Annotated in this window: 22 protein-coding genes and 3 tRNA genes; 8 read left to right on the forward strand and 17 right to left on the reverse strand. The window is 73.5% G+C overall.

Annotation, left to right across the window (positions count from 1 at the left end; translation table 11 throughout):
- Nucleotides 1-119 precede the first annotated feature (119 nt).
- Both ITJ44_RS06810 and ITJ44_RS06815 read left to right on the forward strand, forming a co-directional pair.
- Nucleotides 120-902: a winged helix-turn-helix domain-containing protein gene (locus tag ITJ44_RS06810; protein ID WP_194633944.1), complete on the forward strand. Its 783-nt coding sequence runs from the start codon at nucleotides 120-122 to the stop codon at nucleotides 900-902.
- A gap of 296 nt (nucleotides 903-1,198) precedes the next feature.
- Nucleotides 1,199-1,666, forward strand: coding sequence for a MarR family winged helix-turn-helix transcriptional regulator (locus ITJ44_RS06815; protein ID WP_194634110.1), 468 nt, complete (start codon nucleotides 1,199-1,201; stop codon nucleotides 1,664-1,666).
- On the opposite strand, the gene ITJ44_RS06820 is transcribed toward ITJ44_RS06815, so the two are convergent.
- On the reverse strand, nucleotides 1,663-3,048 hold the full coding sequence (locus ITJ44_RS06820; protein ID WP_194633945.1) for a glycosyltransferase family A protein: 1,386 nt from the start codon (nucleotides 3,046-3,048) through the stop codon (nucleotides 1,663-1,665). The two genes, ITJ44_RS06815 and ITJ44_RS06820, sit on opposite strands and share 4 nt — an antisense overlap.
- Before the next feature lie 146 nt (nucleotides 3,049-3,194).
- Here ITJ44_RS06820 and ITJ44_RS06825 point away from each other — a divergent pair, with 146 nt between their 5' ends.
- Complete coding sequence (locus ITJ44_RS06825; protein WP_194633946.1) at nucleotides 3,195-4,721, forward strand: deoxyribodipyrimidine photo-lyase; 1,527 nt, start codon at nucleotides 3,195-3,197, stop codon at nucleotides 4,719-4,721.
- Between the two features lie 21 nt (nucleotides 4,722-4,742).
- On the opposite strand, the gene ITJ44_RS06830 is transcribed toward ITJ44_RS06825, so the two are convergent.
- Nucleotides 4,743-5,828: a YihY/virulence factor BrkB family protein gene (locus tag ITJ44_RS06830; protein WP_194633947.1), complete on the reverse strand. Its 1,086-nt coding sequence runs from the start codon at nucleotides 5,826-5,828 to the stop codon at nucleotides 4,743-4,745.
- Nucleotides 5,829-6,093: 265 nt separating this feature from the next.
- Here ITJ44_RS06830 and panD point away from each other — a divergent pair, with 265 nt between their 5' ends.
- A complete protein-coding gene (panD, locus tag ITJ44_RS06835) occupies nucleotides 6,094-6,519 on the forward strand; it encodes an aspartate 1-decarboxylase (RefSeq protein ID WP_194633948.1) in 426 nt (141 codons plus the stop codon).
- A 301-nt stretch (nucleotides 6,520-6,820) separates the two neighbouring features.
- On the opposite strand, the gene ITJ44_RS06840 is transcribed toward panD, so the two are convergent.
- The 4 genes from ITJ44_RS06840 to ITJ44_RS06855 form a co-directional block, all read right to left on the reverse strand.
- Entirely contained in the window at nucleotides 6,821-7,588 is a 768-nt protein-coding gene (locus tag ITJ44_RS06840) for a 1-acyl-sn-glycerol-3-phosphate acyltransferase (protein ID WP_194633949.1), read from the reverse strand.
- 82 nt (nucleotides 7,589-7,670) lie between these two features.
- The gene (locus tag ITJ44_RS06845; protein ID WP_194633950.1) at nucleotides 7,671-8,705 is read right to left on the reverse strand and encodes an aldo/keto reductase; all 1,035 of its coding nucleotides are present in this window, start codon (nucleotides 8,703-8,705) and stop codon (nucleotides 7,671-7,673) included.
- Between the two features lie 17 nt (nucleotides 8,706-8,722).
- Nucleotides 8,723-9,253: a hydophilic protein gene (locus ITJ44_RS06850; RefSeq protein ID WP_370551633.1), complete on the reverse strand. Its 531-nt coding sequence runs from the start codon at nucleotides 9,251-9,253 to the stop codon at nucleotides 8,723-8,725.
- Between the two features lie 124 nt (nucleotides 9,254-9,377).
- On the reverse strand, nucleotides 9,378-10,286 hold the full coding sequence (locus ITJ44_RS06855) for a metal-dependent hydrolase (protein ID WP_194633952.1): 909 nt from the start codon (nucleotides 10,284-10,286) through the stop codon (nucleotides 9,378-9,380).
- Between the two features lie 125 nt (nucleotides 10,287-10,411).
- Between ITJ44_RS06855 and ITJ44_RS06860 the strand changes: the two genes are divergently transcribed.
- Genes ITJ44_RS06860 through ITJ44_RS15850 form a run of 3 tightly spaced genes read left to right on the forward strand, consistent with a single transcriptional unit; the run spans nucleotide 10,412 to nucleotide 12,185 of the window.
- Complete coding sequence (locus ITJ44_RS06860) at nucleotides 10,412-10,828, forward strand: PadR family transcriptional regulator (RefSeq protein ID WP_194633953.1); 417 nt, start codon at nucleotides 10,412-10,414, stop codon at nucleotides 10,826-10,828.
- Nucleotides 10,825-11,910 (forward strand): hypothetical protein, encoded by a 1,086-nt coding sequence (locus tag ITJ44_RS06865; protein WP_194633954.1) that lies wholly within the window; start codon nucleotides 10,825-10,827, stop codon nucleotides 11,908-11,910. The genes ITJ44_RS06860 and ITJ44_RS06865 overlap by 4 nt, the downstream gene beginning before the upstream one ends.
- A complete protein-coding gene (locus ITJ44_RS15850) occupies nucleotides 11,907-12,185 on the forward strand; it encodes a LuxR C-terminal-related transcriptional regulator (protein WP_370551634.1) in 279 nt (92 codons plus the stop codon). Before ITJ44_RS06865 ends, ITJ44_RS15850 begins: the two co-directional genes overlap by 4 nt.
- Nucleotides 12,186-12,286: 101 nt before the next feature.
- Here the strand turns inward: ITJ44_RS15850 and ITJ44_RS06875 are convergent.
- Nucleotides 12,287-12,359, reverse strand: a tRNA-Arg gene (locus ITJ44_RS06875).
- 190 nt (nucleotides 12,360-12,549) lie between these two features.
- Between ITJ44_RS06875 and ITJ44_RS06880 the strand changes: the two genes are divergently transcribed.
- Nucleotides 12,550-13,884 carry an alpha-amylase family protein gene (locus ITJ44_RS06880; protein WP_194633955.1) on the forward strand — a complete coding sequence of 445 codons (1,335 nt, stop codon included), beginning with the start codon at nucleotides 12,550-12,552 and terminating at the stop codon, nucleotides 13,882-13,884.
- Nucleotides 13,885-13,930: 46 nt separating this feature from the next.
- Here the strand turns inward: ITJ44_RS06880 and ITJ44_RS06885 are convergent, their stop codons facing one another.
- The 10 genes from ITJ44_RS06885 to serS form a co-directional block, all read right to left on the reverse strand.
- A complete protein-coding gene (locus tag ITJ44_RS06885; protein WP_194633956.1) occupies nucleotides 13,931-14,293 on the reverse strand; it encodes a hypothetical protein in 363 nt (120 codons plus the stop codon).
- Between the two features lie 91 nt (nucleotides 14,294-14,384).
- Nucleotides 14,385-15,461: a Gfo/Idh/MocA family protein gene (locus ITJ44_RS06890; protein ID WP_194634114.1), complete on the reverse strand. Its 1,077-nt coding sequence runs from the start codon at nucleotides 15,459-15,461 to the stop codon at nucleotides 14,385-14,387.
- A 17-nt stretch (nucleotides 15,462-15,478) separates the two neighbouring features.
- A complete protein-coding gene (locus ITJ44_RS06895; RefSeq protein ID WP_011931740.1) occupies nucleotides 15,479-16,177 on the reverse strand; it encodes a ThuA domain-containing protein in 699 nt (232 codons plus the stop codon).
- Between the two features lie 171 nt (nucleotides 16,178-16,348).
- On the reverse strand, nucleotides 16,349-17,419 hold the full coding sequence (locus ITJ44_RS06900) for a LacI family DNA-binding transcriptional regulator (RefSeq protein ID WP_194633957.1): 1,071 nt from the start codon (nucleotides 17,417-17,419) through the stop codon (nucleotides 16,349-16,351).
- Nucleotides 17,420-17,484: 65 nt separating this feature from the next.
- Entirely contained in the window at nucleotides 17,485-18,027 is a 543-nt protein-coding gene (locus ITJ44_RS06905) for a hypothetical protein (protein ID WP_228494508.1), read from the reverse strand.
- A gap of 79 nt (nucleotides 18,028-18,106) precedes the next feature.
- Nucleotides 18,107-18,198, reverse strand: a tRNA-Ser gene (locus ITJ44_RS06910).
- A 400-nt stretch (nucleotides 18,199-18,598) separates the two neighbouring features.
- Entirely contained in the window at nucleotides 18,599-19,849 is a 1,251-nt protein-coding gene (locus tag ITJ44_RS06915) for an LCP family protein (RefSeq protein WP_194633958.1), read from the reverse strand.
- A 16-nt stretch (nucleotides 19,850-19,865) separates the two neighbouring features.
- A tRNA-Ser gene (locus ITJ44_RS06920) sits at nucleotides 19,866-19,950 on the reverse strand.
- A gap of 171 nt (nucleotides 19,951-20,121) precedes the next feature.
- Nucleotides 20,122-20,943 carry an HAD family hydrolase gene (locus tag ITJ44_RS06925; RefSeq protein ID WP_194633959.1) on the reverse strand — a complete coding sequence of 274 codons (822 nt, stop codon included), beginning with the start codon at nucleotides 20,941-20,943 and terminating at the stop codon, nucleotides 20,122-20,124.
- Nucleotides 20,940-22,220 carry a serine--tRNA ligase gene (gene serS, locus ITJ44_RS06930; protein ID WP_194633960.1) on the reverse strand — a complete coding sequence of 427 codons (1,281 nt, stop codon included), beginning with the start codon at nucleotides 22,218-22,220 and terminating at the stop codon, nucleotides 20,940-20,942. Before serS ends, ITJ44_RS06925 begins: the two co-directional genes overlap by 4 nt.
- Nucleotides 22,221-22,248 lie beyond the last annotated feature (28 nt).

Raw genomic sequence — 22,248 nt, forward strand, 5'->3', positions numbered from 1 at the left:
TCCGTCGCCGACCCTCCCCGCCGCATCCGGCGCATCCGCCCCCTGAGGCGTCTCGCACTCCCCTGAGGTCCCGCGCACTCCAGCTGCGCCGCACCCGCATCATCACAAGGACTCCCGCCATGTCTCTCGCGACCATCGACCCCGCCCGCACCCCCCTCCGATCCGCCCCCACCGCGCCCGTGCTCCGAGCGGCGGCGCCGCTCCGCCGCCCCCAGCCCGTCCCCGCACATCCGACGCCCTCCGCCGCGACCGCTCCGGCGTCCGCTCCCACCCGCCCCGCCCGCCTCCGCGCGGTGCCCGAGGGCACCGAGGCGCGGGGCTTCGCCATCTACGTCGGACTCGACGAGCTCAAGGCGGCCACGGCCGGCACCGACCTCGGCACCGTCGTCGCCGCGCTCAAGCGCCTGGCCGCGGAGCTCGCCCCCGGCGTCGAGACCCACGCCGCCGTCGCCCTCGCGCCGGAGGGCGCGGGCGGCCGCGACATCGACGTGGTCCGCCTCGCCCTGCAGGATCCGGCCGCCGTCGCCCAGCACCGCGAGCAGCCCGAGGACGAGGACCGCGTCGCCGGCGGCGTGACGGTCGACCTCTCGCGGAAGCGCGTCGTCCTCGATGGCGAGACCGCCCCGCTCACCTACAAGGAGTTCGAGCTCCTGCAGTACCTGGTGCTCCGCGAGGGACGCACCATCGAGCGATCCGAGATCATCGCCTCCCTGTGGTCCGCCGCCGACGGGGATGACGTGCCGAACGAGCGCACCATCGACGTCCACGTCCGCCGCCTGCGCTCCAAGCTCGGCCGCTACGAGGAGATCGTCCGCACGGTGCGCGGCGCGGGCTACCGTTTCGACCGCCACGCGGACGTCGCCGTCCACCACGCCAGCACGCAGTCGCCCGACCTGTTCTGAGGCGCCCGCGGGCCCTCAGCCGGCCCTTGCGGAGCTGTAGGCGATCTCCCAGCTCGTCGGGGCGCTTCCGGGTAGCGGGGCGTTACGGGATCGTTATACAGTCTTCTCGTCCCCATCGTTTGCTGTGGCGGTGGAGACGGAATGTGATTGCAGGACACTCCTGGTGCAAGGGAGAGGGCCGGCCCCATGCCTCTGGGGTCGGCCCTCAGTCATGTCCGGCCCGGATCCGACGCGGCGGCCTCCCGCGTCGCGCTCAGTAGACTCGGCCCCACGACGTGCGCCCGATCCCCATCGCGATGCGCACCGGACGAGGAGGCCTGGTGGGCGAGACAGCGGACGCCGTACGGGCCTGGGAGTCGCTCTTCCGCGCGCAGGTCAGCGTCATGCGCCGCCTCACCGCCGAGTTCCCCAGCCGCGAGCTCTCGTTCAACGAGTACGACGTGCTGTTCAACATCTCGCGGCAGCCCGAGGGGCGCCTGCGCCTGCGCGACCTGAACCAGCACGTGCTGCTCACCCAGCCCAGCGTGAGCCGCCTCATCGACCGCCTCGTGGCGCGGGGCCTGGTCGTCAAGTGCGGCGACGAGAGCGACGGGAGGGCCACCATCGTGCGTCTCACCGACGCCGGCGACGCGGCCTTCCGCGCGGTCGCGCGCGTGCACATGGAATCCATCGCCTCGACCGTGGGCGGCGCCCTCACGCAGGACGAGCTGAACACGCTGCGCGAGCTCACCGACAAGCTGCGCGGGAGCGTCGCCGAGGCCTAGGCCGCGGATCCGCCCGAGGCACCCGGACGGGCGAACGGTCCGCCGTGGGCGACGAGCAGGCGCAGCAGCGCCATGACGAGGTCCGCGGCGGTCACGACGCATGCCGCCCAGCCGACCGTCGCCGTGAGCATGGCCGACGCGGGACCACCGACCTCGGCCGCGGCGAGGACGACGCCGACGACCAGGGCCACGACGGCGACGGCGACCGCATCCACCAGGGAGAAGGGCGGCACCGCCTCGGCCGGGGCCGGCCCGCGGCGGCGACCGCGGTGCGCCAGCCTGTGCAGGCCGTCGCGGATCCGGGAGACGCCGTAGGCCGCCTCGGCGGCCTCCAGGGGGAGGAACGTCGCGCCGAAGACGACGTCGGCGGCGCTGCGCTCGCGGATCCGCCGGAGGGTGCGGATGTGCAGCGGCAGCCGCGCCACGACGGGGACGGCCCACCACCACGCGGGCTCCAGCATCCCCTGGATCCCGGCGGCAGCCAGGTAGAGCGCCACGAGCGCGTAGGCCGCGAACCGGAGGACGGGCCCGACGCCGATCCGCAGGGACGCCAGCCGCGCGCGACGCCGGTCACCGACGTCGGCGGACGACCCGCCGCGCGCCAGCCGGGCGACATGGGCGCCCCACCGGTCGCGTCGCTCGCGCATCGTCCCCCAGGTGACGGAGGTGTCGACACGGGCGCGCGCGCCGGGGACGAGGACGGAGCGGTCGTCCCCGGCGAGGAGGTCCGTGAGGATCCCCTCCGACGTCCCGGCCGACGACGAACCGGGGTCGTGCTCGGGGAGCCGGAGGAGCGACGCAGGCGCGAGCGGCACCGGCCCGGTGAGGCCGAGGTCGGTGCCGGTCTCGACGGCGCCCATGGCCCAGTGGCGCTGCAGGAGCCGGAGCGCGCCCGCGAGGGGGCCGTGGGATCCGCTCGGCCGCGGGTCGAGGGAGGCGGACACCGAACCGGCGCCGGGATCGCGGTCGAGGGCGGCGGTGAGGAGCTCGAGCACGTCGGGCTGCAGCTCGGCGTCCGGCGAGACGAGCAGCACGCGTCCCGCATCGCCGACCAGCCGGAGGGCGAAGCCGTAGGCGGATCGGAGGGAGCCCTCCCGCGGCCCTCGGTCGATGACCGTGACCGTCGTGCGGGCGGGATCCGCGCCGGGCAGGGCGCGCTCATGGCGTCCGTTGAAGGTCCGCGCCACGGCGAAGGTGTCATCGCGGCTGCCGGCGACCACGACGACCACGCGCTGCGGCGGGAGGGTCTGCCCGAGGATGGACGTGAGGGTGGCCGCGATCGTGGATCCGGCGTCGCCCGCCACGACGACCGCCGACACGGCGTCGCGTGCGGGGGTCCCGGGGCGCTCAGGCGGGGGCAGGGGCGTGCTTCGGTTGTCCATGGGCCTCTCGACGACGGCGGGTCTCGGGTGGGCGGTCGGACCCGGACGGACGCGCACTGCCATGTGCGATATTACGTGCCGCCGAGCCCCACGCGCGAAGCGGACCCGGGCCGGTCGGCCGCGAGGCCCCGTCCTAGGCTCGATGCATGAGCGACGACGACGCCCCCGACCGCGGATCCGCCGATCGGGACGGCGCCGACGCGGCGCACGGCCCGAGCATCGTGTGGCTCCGCGACGACCTCCGCGTGGCCGACAACCCCGCGCTGCACGCGGCCGTCGAGCGCGGCGAGCCGATCGTGGTGCTGTACGTGCTCGACGAGGAGAGCGAGGGGATCCGTCCGCTCGGCGGCGCCGCCCGCTGGTGGCTGCACATGAGCCTGTCGCGCCTCGCGGAGTCGCTCCGGGACCTCGGCTCCCCGCTCGTGCTGCGACGCGGGGCGGCCTCGGAGGTCCTCGACGACGTCGTCGAGGAGGTCGGCGCCGGCGCGGTGCTGTGGAACCGGCGCTACGGCGGCGCGGAGATCGCGGTCGACACCGCCATCAAGAAGGACCTCGGCGATCGCGGCCTCGATGTCCGCAGCTTCCAGGGTTCGCTGCTCGTCGAGCCATGGACGGTGACGAACAAGCAGGGCGAGCCGTTCCGCGTCTACACGCCCTTCTGGAAGACCGCGCAGGAGCGCGAGGAGCCGCGGAAGCCCCTGCCCGCGCCGCACGAGCTGGACGCGCCGCGGACGGCGCCCCGCTCGGACGACCTCGACGGCTGGGAGCTGCTGCCCACGAAGCCGGACTGGGCCGCCGGCCTCCGCGCGGCCTGCGATCCGGGCGAGGCAGCTGGGCTCCAGCGCCTCGAGGACTTCGTGCACCACGAGCTCGAGGACTACGCCGCCCAGCGGGACGAGCCGGCGGCGATGACGACCTCGCGGCTCTCGGCGCACCTGCGCTGGGGCGAGGTGAGCCCGTTCCAGGTGTGGCACCGGATCCAGCGCACGCGCGGCAAGAAGCTCGGCGGCGACGAGGTCAACGCCACCAAGTTCCTCTCGGAGCTCGGCTGGCGGGAGTTCAGCTACCACCTGCTGTACCACCAGCCGGATCTCGCGACCCGGAACTTCGTGCCGCGCTTCGACGCGTTCCCGTGGGAGGAGCCGACCGACGAGACGCTCGGCGCGTGGCAGCGGGGCGAGACGGGCGTGCCGCTGGTCGACGCCGGCATGCGCGCGCTCTGGAAGGACGGCCACCTGCACAACCGCGTGCGGATGGTGGTGGCGTCGTTCCTCATCAAGAACCTGCTGATCGACTGGCGCCATGGCGAGCAGTGGTTCTGGGACACGCTCGTCGACGCGGACGCGGCGAACAACGCCGCCAGCTGGCAGTGGGTCGCGGGATCCGGCGCCGACGCCGCCCCGTACTTCCGCGTGTTCAACCCGGTGCTGCAGGGGCAGAAGTTCGACCCGTCCGGCGAGTACATCCGCTCCTACGTGCCCGAGCTCGCGCACGCGCCCCGGGACGTCGTGCACGAGCCGTGGAAGGCGATGGGCGACCTCGTCGCGAGCGCGGAGGACCACGCGGACGCCGAGGCCGACGGCGGGCTCGCGGCCTACCCCACGCCGATCGTCGACCTGAAGGAGTCCCGGCAGCGGGCACTCGCGGCGTACGACGAGATCAAGGACCGGTGACGCGCGGGCCCGCGGGACGGATCAGTCGTCGTCTCCCGCGGCGCCCCGGCCGAGACGCCCGGCGCGGTCGTGCCGCTCGCGGATCGCCCGGCCGCGCTTCACGTCCTCGCGCTCGGCGGCGGCCTTCTTGTCGCTGACGACGGTCGAGCGCGGCGGCAGCTGCAGCGTCTCCTCGGCGGCGATGCCGGCCTGGAGCTGGCGCCCGCGCTCGAGCTCCGCGTCGAACTCCGCCCCGAACAGGAGCGCGAGGTTCGCGATCCAGAGCCACAGCAGGAACACGACGACGCCCGCGAGCGCGCCGTAGTTCTTCGCGTAGCTCGCGAACTGCGTGACGTAGAACGCGAATCCGACGCTCGCGACGACGAGGACGACGAGCGCGATGGCGGCGCCCACGCTGAGCCAGCGGAACCTCGGCTGCTTCGCGTTGGGGGTCGCGTAGTAGAGGATCGCGATGAGCAGCACGATCGCGAGGGCGAGCACCGGCCACTTGGCGATGGACCACACGATCTGCACGGTCGGGCCGACGCCGAGCGCGGCGCCGATCGCCTCGGTGACCGGGCCGGAGATGGCGACGATGAGCGCGCACACGAGCAGGATCACGATCCCGATGACGGTCACGGCGAGCTGCGTGGGCTTGAGCGTGAGGAACGGGCGCCCCTCGGGGACCTCGTAGATGCGGTTCATCGCCCGGCTGAAGGCGCCGACGTAGCCGGAGGCCGACCAGATGGCGAGCACGATGCCGGAGACGAGGGCGAAGCCGGCGGCGGGCGACTCGACGAAGCCCTGGATGACGGGGGCGAGCAGCGTGACCGCATCCGGGGCGATGGGCGCGAGGACCTCCGTCACCGCGTCCACCGTCTCCTGCCCCTGCCCGAACACGCCGAGCAGCGAGATGATCGCGATGAGCGCGGGGAACAGCGACAGCACCGCGTAGTAGGTGAGCGACGCCGCGATGTCGGTGCACTGGTCGGATGCGAACTCGCGCAGGGTCTTCCGGAGGACGTACTGCCAGGAGGGCTTCTCGATGTCCGTCGGGGAGTCGGGCTTGCGCGCGTCGTCCTCGTCCGGCCGGCCATCGATGGTGCCGGCCGTGTCGCGTCGTGCCACTGGTGCCTCCGTGGGTGTGGTCGGGTCGGGTCCCCTCCCCAGCGTGGCCTCCGGTCGGCGGCGCGCCTAGCCCGGGCGGCACGGCCACGGCCCTGTCCGCCGTCCTCGCGCCCGTCTCGTACACTCGCCGAGGGCCCCGCGCGGCCGCGGATCCGGCGCCCGCCGGAACATCCGCCCGTCCGCGCGCGTTGCCCACGTGATCGCCTCGTCGATCACCGTGCTCCGCCCAGGCAGGCAGGCACGCCGCCCGAGCAGAGGAGCACGCATGCTGCGCACCATGATGACCGCGAAGATCCACCGCGCCACGGTGACGCACGCCGACCTGCACTACGTGGGCTCCGTGACGGTCGACCGCGACCTGCTCGACGCCGCCGACATCCTCGTGGGCGAGCGCGTCAGCATCGTCGACGTGACCAACGGCGCCCGTCTCGACACGTACACGATCGCGGGCGAGCGCGGCAGCGGCGTGCTCGGGATCAACGGCGCGGCAGCGCACCTCGTGGACGTCGGCGACGTGGTGATCCTCATCGCGTACGGCCAGATGACCACGGAGGAGGCGCGGGCGTTCGAGCCCCGCGTGGTGCACGTGGACGCGGGCAACCGGATCCGCGCCGTGGACGCCGATCCCACCGCTCCCCCGGCGCCCGGCCTCGAGCGCTCGCCGCTGGCCGAACCGGTCCGATCCGCCTGACCGGTCCGACCGGGCGGCTCCGCGGGACCCGTCGAGAGGGTCCGCAACTGTACTGGGTCCCCCAAACGACGGACACAGGCGCTCTCCCCCAAAACGGGGTACATTACGGCCTGCGCCGGGGGATCACCAGGATGCGCGGCTACCGTTGAGGCATCCGGTACGGCTCTTCGGGTGAGCGGTACCGCACCAGCCGGTGCGTCTGCGGGTAACAGACGTTCACGTGCGCAGTCCGGCCCGGGCCTCGAAGGCCCGGGCCGGTCTCATTCCCCCCGCGGGTCCCCTCGGGTCGGCGCCTCACGACTCAGCGCCCCTGCGCGCGACGGCGCTCGTCGCGTTCCGCGTCGGCCGCCGCGGCCTCCTCGGGCGTCGGCGCGGTGCCGCCCCGGTGCCGCGGTTGCCACCACGCGCCGCGGCCGTCCACCGGGTACGCGGACTGGAGGTCGTCGACCAGTCGCTGCAGCCCGTCGCGCAGGGCGTCGGTCACCTCGCGCGGATCCGCGTCGGGAGCCACGGGGATCCGCTCCCCCGCGCGCAGGTGCACGGGCACGCCGACGCGGTCGCGCATCCGGATGCGGCGGTTCTTGGTGAGCAGCCGATGCCCGCCCCACACGGCGACGGGCACGATCGGCACGCCGGCGTCGGAAGCCAGGCGCGCGGCGCCGGTCTTGAGCTCCCGCACGCGGAAGGACGCGCTCACGCCCGCCTCCGGGAAGACGCCCACGAGCTCGCCCGCCCGGAGGGCCGCGACGGCGTCCGCGTAGGCGGCGGCACCCGCGGTCATGTCGACCTCGATGTGGCGCATGCGGCGCAGCACCCATCCCACGCCGGGCGTGTCGAACGCGCCCTTCTTCGCCATGAAGCGGATCCGGCGGCGATCGTGCAGCCAAGTCGCCCACTCGACGAGCGCGAACTCGAGGTAGCCGAAGTGGGTCATCGCGATGACCGCGCCGCCGGTGGCCGGGATGCGGTCCAGCCCGTCGGCGACCAGCCGGAGACGGAGCGACCCGAAGAGCGCGCGGCCCAGGACGACGGCGGCCCCGTACACGGGCTCGCGGGTGCGGCGGCTCATGGGACGACCCTACGGGCCGGGCCTCCACGCGCACGGGGAGCCGACCGCGGGCGGACTGCCCGGAGCCGGCTCCCGAGTCGGATCAGCGGCGGCGCTTCGCGGGATCCAGCCAGTAGTTCGCGAAGCCCGTGTCGGCCGGGTTCACGTTGAGGCCGGGCGGCACGATCTCGTCGATGCGGTCGAGCGTCGCGGCGTCAAGCTCCAGGGTGGCCGCGTCGAGCTGGGACTCGAGCTGCTCCATGGTGCGCGGGCCGATGATCGCGCTGGTCACCGCCGGGTGGCGGAGCACGAAGGCCAGCGCGAGGTGCACGAGCGGCACGCCCAGCTCGTCGGCGAGGGCGCCCAGCTGGTCGGCGGCCGCGAACTTCGGGTCGGACGGGTCGTAGCGCGACGGGTCGCGGTCGTTGCGGTGCGTCTTCGGGATCTCCTGGCCCGCGCGGTACTTGCCGGAGAGCCAGCCGCCCGCGAGCGGGCTCCAGACGAGCGTGCCCATGCCGTGGCGCTGGGTGGTGGGGAGGAGGTCGGCCTCGATGCCGCGGGTGAGCAGCGAGTACGGCGGCTGCTCGGTGACGAACCGCGCGGTGCCGCGCTCCCGCGCGACCCACTGCGCCTCGACGACCTGGCTCGGCTGGAACGTGGAGGAGCCGATGTAGCGGACCTTGCCCTGCGTGACCAGGTCGGTCAGGGCGCCGAGGGTCTCCTCGATGTCCGTGTGCTCGTCCGGCCGGTGCATCTGGTACAGGTCGATGTAGTCGGTGCCGAGGCGGCGCAGCGAGTCCTCGACGGCCCGCATGATCCAGCGGCGCGAGCCGCCGCGGTGGTTGGCCTCGGGCTTCATGCCGTTGAAGAACTTGGTGGCGAGGACGAGGTCGTCGCGGCGGCCGGACTGCGCGATCGCCTTCCCGACGATCTCCTCCGACTCGCCGTACGCGTAGATGTCGGCGGTGTCGATGAAGGTGATCCCGGCGTCGATGGCGCGGTGGATCACGCGGATGGACTTCTCGTGGTCGGTCTCGCCCCAGGCGCCGAACATCATGGTGCCGAGGCAGAGGCGCGAGACCTCCACGCCGGTGCGGCCGAGGTACGTGGTGGGCTGGTCGGTGGACTGCTCTGTCATGAGCGCCACGCTACGCGCTAGGCGGAGGGGCGGCCGTCCGCGGCATCGGCGGTCGCGACGTCGGACTCGGCGGATGCGGCGGGCTCGACCGGGGCCGGCGCCTCGTCGTCCATGCTCTCGAGCGTGATCTCGGCCTCCGGGGCCTCCTGGCCGTCGGCGTCGAGCGGCACGATGTAGTCGCCGAGGCGACGGCGGGCCGCCTCCTCGCGCTGCACGCGGATCCGCTCGAGCTTCTCCTCGCGCAGGCGCAGGCGCTCGGTGTCGACCTCGACGCGACGCACGGTGACGCCGCGCGTGGGGCCGGCCGCCTTGGCCGGGGTGGTCTTGCGGCTCGGCTCGCGCTTCGCGGCCTCGCTCGCCGGCTTCCGCGACGGGGCGGTGCCCGACTTCGCGGCCGCCGAGGCGGGCTTGGTCGAGACGGCCGGCGGCTTGCCGGATCCCGGGCAGCGCTCGTGGTTGCGGCCGTGGTCGAGGATGTTGCCCGTGGCCATGCCGACGGGGTTCGCCTTGCCGCAGACCGAGCACTTCGTCGCGGGGGTTGCTGCCACGTTCGATACCACTTTCCATCGCCGCGCCGTCGCCGGACCGAGGATGCCGGTCGGCCGGACGGCGCCTGACCACGCTACCCGACGCGGGAGGTGCGGGGATACCGGAGTCCCCCGACCGGGTGGCTCAGGCGGCGACGCAGGTGGTGCGCATCCGCACCACCACGGCGCCGTCGACCTCCTCCGCCTCGAGGTCGACGGAGACGGACGCGAGCTCGTCGAGGCCCGCGAGGTGGGTGCCGCCGCAGGGGATCCGCGCGGTGCCGCCCGGAAGCTCGCACACCCAGGAGCGGCGCGAGGTGAGCAGGTCGCCCTCGCGCTCGATGCGCGCGGCGGCGCCCGAGGTGACCCACCCGGCGAGCGTGGCGTCGACGTGCTCGCGCACCTCGTCGAGTCGATCGACGAGCATCGCGGGGACGAAGCCCTTCTTCCGCAGCGACTTCCCGAGGCGGTAGGTGTCGACGGACGACCACGGTGCGATGCGCGACGTGTCGATGGCGAGCGCGTCGAAGCCGGGGGCGCCGAGCGCATCCGTCGGCACGTCCTTGGTCCACGCGTCGGCGAGCGCGCGGTCGAGGGCGAGGGAGGCCAGGTGGCAGCCCGTGTGGCCGGCGCTCAGCGCGCGGCGGTGCTCGGGATCCACCGCGACCTCGGCGGCGTCGCCCACGCGGACGTCGGCACCGCCCGGCACGACGTGCACGGCGACGAACGACCAGCCCTCCGCGCCCTTCTTCACCGGGACGCCGGAGCCGACGTGCAGCACGGCGCCCTCCGCGGGATCCGTCGACGCCGCGCCGACGACGCAGTCGAGCACCTGGATCCCGGCGCCGCGCACCCGGAGCACCGCGCGGTCGGCGGGCTGGTCGGGCCAGGCCGCGTCGACGGGGTGGCACGCGGTGGCGTCGAGGACGACGGCGCGCGTGCCGTCGGCCAGGTCGTCGACGCGGAGGACGGTGCCCTCGGAGGCGACGGATCCCGCCGGGTAGGTCACGCGCGTGGGCGGCAGGGCGACGGCGCCCGCGGGGGTGGAGGTCATGGCGGCTCCCGACTCGGTGTGCCTCGATCCTCGCACCGCCGACGGCACCGACGCGCCGCCCTGTACGGCACTCCGAGGTACCGCGCACTGCGTGATACTGTGCGACGCATGAGAGAGATCGACTGATGGACACCACGCAGCTACTCAAGGGCGCGCTCGACACCGCGGTGCTCGCCGTGGTGCAGCACGACGACGGGTACGGCTACGACATCGTCCGGCGCCTCCGCGACGCCGGCCTCGGCGACGTGGGCGACGCCTCCGTCTACGGGACGCTCCGCCGTCTCTACGCGGCCGGCGCGCTCTCGAGCTACGTGGTGCCGTCCGAGGGCGGACCGCACCGCAAGTACTACGCGATCAACCCCGAGGGCCGCGAGCTGCTCGCCGGGCAGCGCGCGACCTGGGCCGCGTTCGCCACGGCCATGAGCGGGCTCCTCGGAGAGCCGGCCCCCACGCCGACCCACCGCACCCGGAAGGCCGGCGGCGCCGGCGAGGGCCCCGTGCCCGCACCCGCGAACGTCCGCACGATCGGAGAGAAGCCGTGAACACCGCAGATCCCACCCTCGACACCCGCATCCGGGCCTTCGCCGCCGCCGTGCGCGCCCGGCTCGCGGACCTGGATCCCGAGGACGTCGACGACCTCACGGGCGGCCTCGAGGCCGACCTGCAGGAGGAGGCCGCGGATCACGACGGGACCCTCGAGCTCGGCGATCCCGTGCACTACGCCGACGAGCTGCGCAGCTCCGCGGGGCTGCCGGAGCGGGCGGCAGCGGCGTCGCCCGCGTCGCCGCTGGACCAGCTGCGGGGCGGCGTGCGCGCACGGGCCGATGCGCTGCTCGCGCGGATCCGGGCGAATCGCGAGCTCTCCGCGATCCTCGATCTCCTCATCGCCTGCCGCCCGGTGTGGTGGCTGCTGCGGGCGTGGGCGGGCTACCAGGTGACGCTCGGCGTGCTCGCTGCCTTCCTCGGCATCTTCAGCTGGTTCCTGGTGCTCCCGTACGGAACGGTGCGCTGGCTGCTCCTTCTCGCGCTCCTCGCGGTCAGCGTCCAGTGGGGCCGGGACCGGTGGGTGCCGACGCGCCCGCTGCGGACCCTCCGCACGGCGGTGAGCGTCGTCACCGCGCTGTCGCTGGTCGTGCTGATACCGCTCGCCATCGACCGCTCCGGACAGAGCGCCCGTGTCGAGTACGCGCCCTCGTCGAGCAGTTCCTCCGTGCCACAGGAGCTCACCCTCGACGGCAAGCGCATCAGCAACGTGTTCGCGTACGACGCCGAGGGCAACCTCCTCGACCGCGTGCAGCTCTTCGACCAGGACGGCGAGCCGCTGAGCGTGGTGCCGCCCGCGCTCGCGGAGGCGGACCCCACCACGGGCGAGCCGCTCGAGCCCAGCACCGGAGCGTGGAACGCCTTCCCGCTCTCGCTCCGCGATGCCGGCCGGATGGGGCATCTCAGCGTCGAGGACATGGGATCCGGACGCCCGCCGTTCGCGAAGGCGCTCCCCCTGCCCGCCGTGAAGGGCGGGTCGACCACCTCGACGCCGTCGCCGACCGCGACCCCGGGCGGATCGTCCACGCCGGAGGCGAGCCCCACCCCCGAGCCCACGCCCACCCCGGGGCCGACCCCGTGAGCGCGCTCGTCGACCACGGCCACGCCGCCCCCGGCACCGGCGTCGGCACGGACCCGGGGCTCGCGCGCCTGACCGCCCGCGAGCGGGAGATCCTCGTGCTCGTCGCGCGCGGGCTGTCGAACGCGGAGATCGCCGGCCGGCTGTTCCTCGCGCCGACCACGGTGAAGACCCACGTGAGCCGCACGCTCGACAAGCTCGGCGTGCGCGACCGACTGCACGCGACGATATGGGCTTACGAGAACGGCGTGGTGGAGCCGCTCGCGACTACGCGCTGAGGGGCCGGATCCGCTCCCTGCCCCGGATACGCGAACGGCCCGCCAGTGGCGGGCCGTTCGGCATCCTGTCTCAACCAGAGATGCGCATCCGAGGGATGCTGTGCGCCCGGAGGGATTCGAACCCCCAACCTTCTGATCCGTAGTCAGATGCTCTATCCGTTGAGCTACGGGCGCAGTCGTGCGGCGACGATCCCCGCGAGCGGCGATCAGGCCGGGAGACAGACTACATGCTGCGGGGCCGCCCCGCGAATCCGCGCTGGCGACGGCACGCCGCGGTCCTCCCGCTGTCCGACGGAGCCCGGCCGCCGGTCGCCCCGACCCCCGCTGATTAGGCTGGATCGACCCGAACCGCGAGGAGCGACCCTTGGCATCCTGGACCGACCATGTCGTCTGGTGGCACGTCTACCCGCTCGGCTTCACGGGCGCGCCGCAGACCCGCGACGACCTCGCCGGGCCCGACGGCTCCTCCCCCGCGCACCGCCTCGACCGCATCCGCGCGTGGCTCCCCGACCTCGTCGACCTCGGCGCCAACGGCCTGCTGCTCGGCCCGGTCTTCGACTCGGAGACCCACGGCTACGACACGCGCGACCACCTGCGCCTCGATCCGCGGCTCGGCGACGACGCCGACCTCGACGCCCTCCTCGCCGACGCCTCCGCCCGCGGCATCCGCGTGCTCCTCGACGGCGTCTTCAACCACGTGGGCCGCAGCCACCCGCGCTTCGTGCAGGCGCTGGCCGACGGACCCGGATCCGACGCCGCCTCCTGGTTCCGCTGGGACGACGCCGGCGAGCCCGTCGGATTCGAGGGCCACGGCGCCCTCGTGACGCTCGACCACGACTCCGAGGCAGTGCGCGCGCACATCGCCGACGTGATGATCCACTGGCTCGACCGCGGGATCTCCGGCTGGCGGCTCGACGCCGCCTACGCCGTGCCCGCGTCGTTCTGGGCCGCGGTGCTGCCGCGCGTCCGCGAACGCCACCCCGACGCGTGGTTCGTCGGCGAGATGATCCACGGCGACTACGCGGGCTACGCCTCCGAGTCGACCATCGACTCCATCACCGCGTACGAGCTGTGGAAGTCGATCCGCAACTCCATCGCCGAGGCCAACCTCTTCGAGCTCGACTGGACCCTCACCCGCCACGGCGAGCTGCTGCCGTCGTTCACGCCGCAGACCTTCATCGGCAACCACGACGTGACGCGCATCGCGTCCGCGGTGGATCCGCGTCACCTCGGCCACGCGATCGCCCTCCTGCTCCTCCTGCCCGGGATCCCGTCGATCTACGCGGGCGACGAGCGGGGACTCACCGGCGTGAAGGAGGACCGCGCCGGCGGCGACGACGCCGTGCGCCCCGCCTACCCGGCGTCGCCCGACGAGCTCCCGGACGATGCGCACGCCGCCCGGATCCGCCGCCTGCACCAGGAGCTCGTCGGCCTCCGTCGCCGACACGCCTGGCTGGTCGACGCGCGGATGGAGACGTCCGGCCTCACCAACACCGCGCTCACGATCACGCTGCGGCCGTCGGGGTCGGGGGCCGCCGGGGGCGTCGCACCCGGCTCACCGGACGCGCTGCGCCTCGTGCTCAACCTGGGCGACGAGCCGGTGGAGGTCGTCGGCTCGCGCGGTGCCCGCGAGGCGGGCGAGGTCGCCGACGACGGACGCGTGCCCGGGCACTCCTGGGCGGTGCTGGCCGGCGCGTGATCGCCGCGGCCGGGCCTGCGAGGCGGCGGGCGATGCGTCGCCCGGCTCAGATGGCGCGGTGCGGCCAGCCGTAGACCTCGGCGAGGAGCGCAGCCCGGGCGGCGTGCGCGGCGGCCTCCTCCTGCGCCTCCGCGTCCGGGTCCTCATCCGCCGGTGCGAAGTGCCCGTCCGCGATCTCCGGCTCATCGTCGTCGTCGAACGGCCGGTGCGTGAGCGGCCACTCGACGACGGTGAGCGGAGGCCACACGGAGGGGTCGGTGACGTCCGCCTCCTGCCCCCGCGGTCCGCCGTCCGACTCGCGCGCCTCGGCGCCGAGGAGCTGCTCGTCGGACGCGTCCGACTCCACGGCGCGCAGCCCCTCCCCGTCGCCGTACGGCGCGAAGAGGAACTGCGAGAAGTGGCGGGTCACGGCGTCAGGCTAGTCCGCCGGGGCTCCCAGGAACGGGCGTCGAGCGGGGTTGTGGAAGGCTGCCCACTACCTGTTCGCGGACGACATCCGCTCAGTCCCCGGAGCGCCCCGGTTGCCCCAGCGGCACGGCCTCCGGACGCCCCACGGTGCTGCGGATCTCGCCCGTCGACGCGGGGTCGAGGATCGCGTCCATGACCTCGAGGATGTGGAACGCGAGCTCCCCGGACGCACGGTGCGGGACGCCACGACGTATGGCATCGGCCATCTCGGCGAGGCCGCAGCCGCGGCCCGCGTCGACGAAGCCGGCGCTCGGCGCGACGTCCGCCCACTCGCGGTCGTCGGACGTGGCGACCTGCACGAGACCGGAGAAGTGGTTCGGGTCCGGCACCGAGAGCGTGCCCGCCGTGCCGTACACCTCGATGTTCGGGATCCGCGTCGCCCAGACGTCGAAGCTCATCGTGACCGTGGAGACCGCGCCCGACGCGTGCGTGAGCACGGCGCTCACGTGGGTGTCGACGGTGACGGGGATCTCGTGGGCGTCGGGGTCGGAGGCGGCCGAGCGCACGCGGTCCGAGCGCAGCGAGGCGCCCTGCACGCGGGTGATCGGGCCGAGCAGCGTGACCAGCGCCGTGAGGTAGTACGGCCCCATGTCGAACAGCGGGCCGGCGCCCGGCTGGTAGTAGAAGGCCGGGGCGGGGTGCCACAGCTCGTGGCCGGGAGCGCCCCAGAAGGCGTTGGCGGCGACGGGCTCCCCGATCGTGCCCGCGTCGAGCACGGCGCGCGCGGTCTGGATCCCGGTGCCGAGCACGGTGTCCGGCGCGGATCCGACGCGGAGGCCCTTCTCCTCGGCGAGCCGCAGGATCGGCTCGGCCTCGGCAGGACTCAGCGCGAGCGGCTTCTCGCCGTAGACGTGCTTGCCTGCCTCGAGCACGCGGAGGTCGACCTCGGCGTGCGCGGCGGGGATCGTGAGGTTCAGCACGGTGTCGATCCGCGGGTCGGCGATGAGGTCGTCGACGCTCAGCGCGTCAACGCCCTGCGCCGCGGCGACCGTGCGCGCGCGGTCGAGGTCGAGGTCGGCGACCGCGACGAGCCGGACGCCCGGCAGGGTCTCGAAGGCGGCGAAGTACTGCTCGCTGATCTTCCCGACGCCGATGATCCCGAGGGTCATCGCGTCGTCGTCGTGGTTCAGCGTGCCGCCCACAGGAGGCCCCTCTCGATGATGGTGCGGACGTTCGGGTCCTCGACGACCTCGATGCGGTGGCCGGGGGCCGAGACGAAGATGCGGCCCTCGCCCCACTGGCGGGTCCAGATCGCGGGCGCGGTCACCGGCCGGTGCCACGGGTCCCACGGGCGCACGGTCTGCGTGGTGGTCGCGAGCACGTCGTTGTACTCGTCGCTCAGCACCCAGTACTGCTCGGTCACGAGGTCGAAGTCGGCGATCCCCTGCGTGATCTCGTGGGTGCGCCCGAGCTCGGTCATCTCGACCGTGTACGGGATGTAGTTGTCGGACTGCTCGCCCGTGCGCTCAGCCGGGTCCTTGCCCGCGTGGTGGGCGAACTGGCCGCCGATCATGTGGAGGTAGTCGGCCGTGTTCCGGTACGAGTCGGCGATGCCGCCGTGCCAGCCGGCCATGCCGGTGCCCGCGACGACGGCGGCGTACAGGCCGGCCATCTCCTCGGGCTCGATCGTGGTCATGGTGTTGGCCTGCACGATCAGGTCGGTCGCGGCCATGACGTCGGCGTCGGCGTAGACGGCCGAGCCCTCCTCGACGCGCACCTCGAAGCCGTTCTCCTCGAGGAACGGGATGAACAGGCCCGTGGTCTCCACGGGCATGTGGCCATCCCAGCCGCCGCGGACGACGAGCGCCTTCCTCGCGGCGGTCACGCGAGCTCCGTCCGGGTCGGGCGACCGCGGTGCGGACGGGCGGGCGTGCGGGGGATCTGCGACACGGGCGACTCCTTCGTCGGACGCGGCCGGGCGACTGCCGGGCGCCCCTCGAACGCTACGCACCGGCGGTCGGGCGGGGCAAGGAGGCCGCGGTCGATCCGAAACGTTTCACTCGGACGACGACAGCGCGTCCGCCCGAGCGGGCGCCGCCGTGCTCGCGCGCACCACGAGCGCGGTGGCGAGGTCGAGCCGCGTCGGCTCGTCGCTCCGCCCCTCGCGGATCCGGAGCACCATGCGCGCCGCGGCCTCCGCCATCTCCCGCACCGGCTGCCGCACCGTGCTGAGGGCGGGCGAGACGATGCGCGCGAACGGGAGGTCGTCGTAGCCGAGCACGGAGAGGTCGTGGGGGATGCGGATCCCGCGCTCGCGCGCCGCCTCGTAGAGCCCGAGCGCCTGCTCGTCGTTGCCCGCGAAGATCGCGGTCGGTCGCTCGGCACGGTCGAGCAGCTCGCCGCCCGCTCGGTGCCCGGCTGTCCGCCCGAAGTCGCCCTCGACCTCGACGAGCGACACCGCGGATCCGGCCGCCTCGAGCGCGCTGCGGAAGCCCGACATGCGCGCCCGGGAGTAGAGCCGGTGCGGCGGTCCGCTGATCGCGCCGATCCGCCGGTGCCCGAGCCCCAGCAGGTGCTCCCCCGCGGCGTGGCCGCCCTCCCAGTTGGTGGATCCGACGGCCGGCACGTCCGCGGCCGGCGACCCCGCGGGATCCACCACCACGAACGGGATGCCGCGGCTGCGCAGCTGCCGCTTCTGCGCGGGCGCGAGGTCGGAGAACACGAGCACGAGGCCCATCGGCCGCCGCTGCATGACGCCCGCCATCCAGTCGCCGTCGAGGGCTGTGTCGCGCCCGTGCTCGGTGACGATGACGCTCAGGCCGTTCTCGCGCGCGACCGCGGATACGCCCCGCAGCAGGTCGACCGAGAAGCCCGTGTCGACCACCTCCAGCACGATCTCGATCAGCGCGCCGTGCGGCCGCTCGGCCCCGCGGCGGCTGTAGCCGTGGCGCTCCATCAGCTCCTCGACGCGCGCGCGGGTCGCGGGCGAGATGCCCTTCCGCCCGTTGAGGACCTTGCTGACCGTGCCGATGGACACGTTCGCCTCGCGCGCGATGAGGCCGAGCGTGGTGCCGGCGCCGTGCTCGGGGTCCGACGACCGCGTCGGATCGGGAAACGTGTCGCTCATGGGGGTGATGCTAGGCCGGGAGCTCGCCGGCGACCGGATCCCGAAGGGCCGCGTTCTCGCTCGCCCTAGGCGGTGAGCCCCGGCACCGGCACGGCCGGATCGTCGGCCGACGGGCGCTTCGGCGGGACGTTCGCCGGATGCACCTCGACGTCAGCGACCTCGACCCCGACGACCCGCGGGGCGAAGCGCTCGCCGTCCACCACGATCCAGTTGCCGACGAGCAGGAACGCGTCGTCTCCCGCGGAGAGCGGACCCGTGACGTGGAAGGCGCCGTAGGCGGGCTCGTCGAACGTCACGCGGACCGGGGTGCCGTGGGCGAGGCCCGCCACCGACGCGGGCAGCTCCGGCTCGCCGGCGCCGTCGTCCTCGACCCTCGGGGAGAGAGCCTGGATCTCCCCCGCTGCGCCGAGCGCGGTGTCCGCCACGGAGAGCTGGCCGTTCGCGCCGGTGCGCACCGTGCCGTCGACGGCGTGGAGCCCATACCGGGGGGAGCGGATGACGACGCGGACGGGGTCTCCGGGGGACAGCTCGGAGAGCGCATCGCGGATGGCCTGGACGTCGCGCCGTGACCGGCCCGTCGTCAGCTGGTCGAGCATCTGGCGGTCCATCCGAGGAGCGTATCGGTTCCCGAGGCGCTCGAGAGCCGCGGCGTCGGGCCGCGTGAGGCGGACACGAGCGAGGCGGCGATGGCGGAGACGGTGGGATTTGAACCCACGGTACCCATGCGGGTACTCCACCTTAGCAGGGTGGTGCACTAGGCCGAACTATGCGACGTCTCCAGACGTACCCGTCCACTGTACCGGACGCGGCGGCCCGGTCACATCCCCGCCCACCGGGACGCGGGCCCGAACGGGGGGTGCGGTGCTGTTGTCCCCCATTCGACGGACACGTAGTGTCTGTGTCGACGCGTGTGCCGGACCCGACCGGCTCACCCCGCGCGTGTCGATGTGTCAGCCCAGAGATGTCCCGCTCGCCCACGTGGCCGCGGTCCCGGATCCCCCGAACCGGCACCGCTCACCCTCACGCACGCGACGACGTCGCGAGCCCCCCGTGGGCGAGAACACGAGATTCTCGTCCGGCGGAGGATTCGGGTCGAAAGCTGAACGAGATAGACGGGTCCTCGCTGCATAGGGTGTGCGGCGGGGTCCCGTCGCCCTCATCGCTCGCGGACCGCGCGCGTCACTTGAACGCCTTGGTGCACGTGACCGTGCCGGCGTCGGTGCCCGTGATCGCCTCGGGCAGGACCGTGGGCCCGGAGGTCGCCGGAGCCGACCCCGCAGCGGACGCGCTCGGGGACGGGGTCGGGCTGGATGCGGCAGGCTGCTCGTCGACCGCCCCGAGGCCCGTGTTGCCCGCCTTGACCTGGAACGGCGTGTCGGCCTTGAGGAGCTCCATGAGCTGGTCGCCGTCCGTCTTGAGCGGCTGGACCTTGCCCGCGTAGACGCCGGTGCCTGCGGTCGTGCCCGGGTACTGCACGAAGTGCACCTGGTCGAGCGGGATGTCCTTGAGCGCCAGCGCCATGGAGGCCATGGTCTGGTAGTCGAGCGACGTGGAGCGCTGCATGTTGTCCACCGCAGCCTTTGCGATGCCGTAGACGCGCGTGGGATCCGAGAGCGTGCTCGACTGCTTCATGGTGCGCACGAGCGACGAGAGGAAGGACTGCTGGTTGCTGATGCGGGCCAGATCGCTGCCGTCGCCGAGCACGTGGCGCGTGCGGAGGAACTGGAGCGCCTCCTTGCCCTGCAGGACGTTCTCCCCCGCCGGGAGGTCGAGGTCGGTGCGCTTGTCCTTGAGCGGGCTCGTGAGGCAGACGGGGACGCCGCCGACGGCGTTGGACATCCCGATGACGCCGTTGAACTCGATGAGCGCCGCGTAGGGGATGTCGAGGCCGGTGAACTGCGCGACGGTCTTCGCGACGCACGGCAGGCCGCCGTCGGAGAGCGCCGTGTTGAGCGGCGCGGCCGACTGGGCGGGCGCGGTGCCGGATCCGTCGCTGCGCGCGCAGGAGGGGATGGGCACGACCATGTCGCGCGGCAGGCTGACGACCGTCGCCTGGGTGTGGTCGGCGGAGACGTGCAGCACCATGTTCACGTCGTTGAGGGCGCCGTCGGTCTTGCCGTAGCCGTCGCCCTGGCCCTGCCGGGTGTCGGATCCCGCGACGAGCACGTTGAAGCCGCCGTCGAGCGCGCCCACGCCGACCGTGGTCTGCTCGGTGCCGTCGCTGATGTCGACGGTGTTCGCCTGGACGGACCTGTTCAGGTCCCAGGCCGCGATGGTGACGACGGAGAGCCCGCTGACGAGCAGGACCGCGACGCCCATGGCGATGCCCTTGACGATCGTGCGCGCCGCGCTCGGTCGGCCGAGCCGGCCGTGACGGGCGATGACGGGTGTCGTGGCGGTTCGCCGGGGGCGCAGGGGCGCGTCGCTCATGCGGATCCTCTCCGGGCGGAGGGCGTGGGATTCGAACCCACGAGACATCTCTGCCCACCAGTTTTCAAGACTGGCTCCATCGGCCGCTCGGACAGCCCTCCCGATGCGCGCCCTCCCGCGGGGCGGGCGAGGCGATCGTCAAGGATCCTACCGGTGGCCGGTCGGCCCGCGGTGGTGCGGCCGGGTGACCGCGCGGGATGGGCCACTCTCGCACGCCGAGGATCCGAGGCGGCTGAACTCTCCCCAGCTGGGGAATCGGCCGCCGCCGGGCGTCAGAGCCGGGCGAGGACCGTGGCGGCGCCGTTCTCCGTGATGGGACCGGTGACCTCGGTGGCGACGGCGATGACCTCGGCGGGCGCCTGGCCCATCGCGATCCCGCGGCCGTGCGCGCCGGCCCACTCCAGCATCTCGATGTCGTTGCGCCCGTCGCCCATGGCGATCACGTGCGTGCGGGCGATCCCGTGCAGCTCGCGCACGCGCTCCATGGCCGTGGCCTTGTTGACGCCGTCGGGCGCGATGTCGAGCCACGCGGTCCAGCCGATGGAGTAGCTCACCCGGTGCAGGCCCATGCGCTCGACGACGTCCTGGAAGTCCTCCAGGTCGTGGCCGGGCGAGATGACGACCACGCGCGTCGCGGGCACGTGCAGCAGCTCCTCGAACTCGACCTGTCGGCCGTTGGCCTCGAGGGCACCGTCCGGGAAGTCGCCGCCGGAGTAGAGGTAGACGCCCTCCTCGTCCTCGACGGCGTAGCGGCCGCTCGCGAGGTGCGGGCGGATCCGCTGCAGAACGTCGGCGGGGTCGAAGGTCTCGACGAAGCGGCGGCTGTAGCCCGTGGGGGCGTCGGCGTCGCGCTCGAGCACGATCGCGCCGTTCGAGCACACCATGTAGCGGGGGTGGATGCCCAGGCGGTCGACGATCGGCAGGGTGTCGGCGACGGATCGGCCGGTGGACGGCATGACAGCGTGGCCGACCTCCTCCATCCGCCGCACCTCGCGGATGACGGACTCGTCGAGCGAGCCGTCCTCGCCGAGGAGGGTCCCGTCGATGTCGAGGGCGATCAGGAGGCGGTCAGCGTCGGCCACCCGCGGGGTCATCGGGCCGCCTTCGCCGGGGCGGGCTCGAGCACCTCGAGGCCGCCGAGGTACGGGCGGAGCGCCTCGGGCACGCGCACGGATCCGTCGGCCTGCTGGTGGGTCTCGAGGATCGCGACGATCCAGCGCGTGGTCGCCAGCGTGCCGTTGAGCGTCGCGACGGGCGAGGTGCGGCCGTCCTCGCCGCGGAAGCGCGTGCCGAGGCGACGCGCCTGGAAGGTGGTGCAGTTCGAGGTGGAGGTGAGCTCACGGTAGGCGCCCTGGGTGGGGATCCACGCCTCGACGTCGTACTTGCGGGCGGCGCTGGATCCCAGGTCGCCCGCCGCCGTGTCGATGACGCGGTAGGAGAGGCCGAGGTCCTGCATCATGCGCTCCTGCATGGCGAGGAGGCGCTCGTGCTCCGCCTCGGCGTCGGCGGGATCGACGTAGGAGAACATCTCGAGCTTCTGGAACTGGTGCACGCGGATGATGCCGCGGGTGTCCTTGCCGTATGAGCCCGCCTCCTTTCGGTAGCAGGTCGACCAGCCGGCGTAGCGGATGGGGCCTGCGGCCAGGTCGAGGATCTCGTCGGCGTGGTACCCGGCGAGCGCCACCTCGCTCGTGCCCGTGAGGTAGAGGTCGTCGTCGTCGAGGTGGTAGACCTCGTCCGCGTGGGCGCCCAGGTAGCCGGTGCCGGCCATGATCTCGGGCTTCACGAGCGTGGGCGTGATGAGCGGCACGAGGCCGGCCTCGAGCGCTCGGGCGAGGCCGAAGTTCATCAGCGCGATCTCGAGACGCGCGCCGATCCCCTTCAGGAAGTGGAAGCGGGCGCCGGACACCTTGGCGCCGCGGCCCATGTCGATGGCGTCGAGGATCTCGCCGATCTCCAGGTGGTCGCGGGGCTCGAAGTCGAACGCCGGCTCCTCGCCGACCTCGCGGACGAGCGCCCAGTCGTCCTCGCCGCCGGCGGGGACGCCGTCGATGACGATGTTCGGGATCCGCCGCATGGCCTCGTCCAGCGCGGCCTCGGCCGCCTGCGCGCGCTCCTGCGCGGCGGTGACGCGGGCCTTCAGCTCCTGCACCTCGGCGATGAGGCGCGGCTTGTCGGCCTTGTCGGCCTTCGCGACGAGCTTGCCGTGCGCGTTCTGCTCGGCGCGCAGGCCCTCGAACTCGGTGACCGCCCGGCGGCGCTCGGAGTCGGCGGCGACCGCCTGGTCGACCACCTCCACGGAGGCTCCGCGCCGCTCCTGCGAGGCGATGACGAGGTCGGGATGGTCGCGGAGGGTCTGCGGATCGATCACCCCGTCACTCTAACGAAGCGGGTCGCGC

Source organism: Clavibacter sp. VKM Ac-2873, assembly GCF_015351075.1.
GTDB lineage: Bacteria > Actinomycetota > Actinomycetes > Actinomycetales > Microbacteriaceae > Clavibacter.

What these genes read in the sequence shown, in the direction of transcription:
- ITJ44_RS06810 (WP_194633944.1), top strand. Translation starts at nt 120, where the DNA reads ATGTCTCTCGCGACCATCGACCCCGCCCGCACCCCCCTCCGATCCGCC.
- ITJ44_RS06815 (WP_194634110.1), top strand. Translation starts at nt 1,199, where the DNA reads ATGCGCACCGGACGAGGAGGCCTGGTGGGCGAGACAGCGGACGCCGTA.
- ITJ44_RS06820 (WP_194633945.1), bottom strand. Translation starts at nt 3,048, where the DNA reads ATGGACAACCGAAGCACGCCCCTGCCCCCGCCTGAGCGCCCCGGGACC.
- ITJ44_RS06825 (WP_194633946.1), top strand. Translation starts at nt 3,195, where the DNA reads ATGAGCGACGACGACGCCCCCGACCGCGGATCCGCCGATCGGGACGGC.
- panD (WP_194633948.1), top strand. Translation starts at nt 6,094, where the DNA reads ATGCTGCGCACCATGATGACCGCGAAGATCCACCGCGCCACGGTGACG.
- ITJ44_RS06840 (WP_194633949.1), bottom strand. Translation starts at nt 7,588, where the DNA reads ATGAGCCGCCGCACCCGCGAGCCCGTGTACGGGGCCGCCGTCGTCCTG.
- ITJ44_RS06845 (WP_194633950.1), bottom strand. Translation starts at nt 8,705, where the DNA reads ATGACAGAGCAGTCCACCGACCAGCCCACCACGTACCTCGGCCGCACC.
- ITJ44_RS06855 (WP_194633952.1), bottom strand. Translation starts at nt 10,286, where the DNA reads ATGACCTCCACCCCCGCGGGCGCCGTCGCCCTGCCGCCCACGCGCGTG.
- ITJ44_RS06860 (WP_194633953.1), top strand. Translation starts at nt 10,412, where the DNA reads ATGGACACCACGCAGCTACTCAAGGGCGCGCTCGACACCGCGGTGCTC.
- ITJ44_RS06890 (WP_194634114.1), bottom strand. Translation starts at nt 15,461, where the DNA reads ATGACCCTCGGGATCATCGGCGTCGGGAAGATCAGCGAGCAGTACTTC.
- ITJ44_RS06900 (WP_194633957.1), bottom strand. Translation starts at nt 17,419, where the DNA reads ATGAGCGACACGTTTCCCGATCCGACGCGGTCGTCGGACCCCGAGCAC.
- ITJ44_RS06905 (WP_228494508.1), bottom strand. Translation starts at nt 18,027, where the DNA reads ATGGACCGCCAGATGCTCGACCAGCTGACGACGGGCCGGTCACGGCGC.
- ITJ44_RS06915 (WP_194633958.1), bottom strand. Translation starts at nt 19,849, where the DNA reads ATGAGCGACGCGCCCCTGCGCCCCCGGCGAACCGCCACGACACCCGTC.
- ITJ44_RS06925 (WP_194633959.1), bottom strand. Translation starts at nt 20,943, where the DNA reads ATGACCCCGCGGGTGGCCGACGCTGACCGCCTCCTGATCGCCCTCGAC.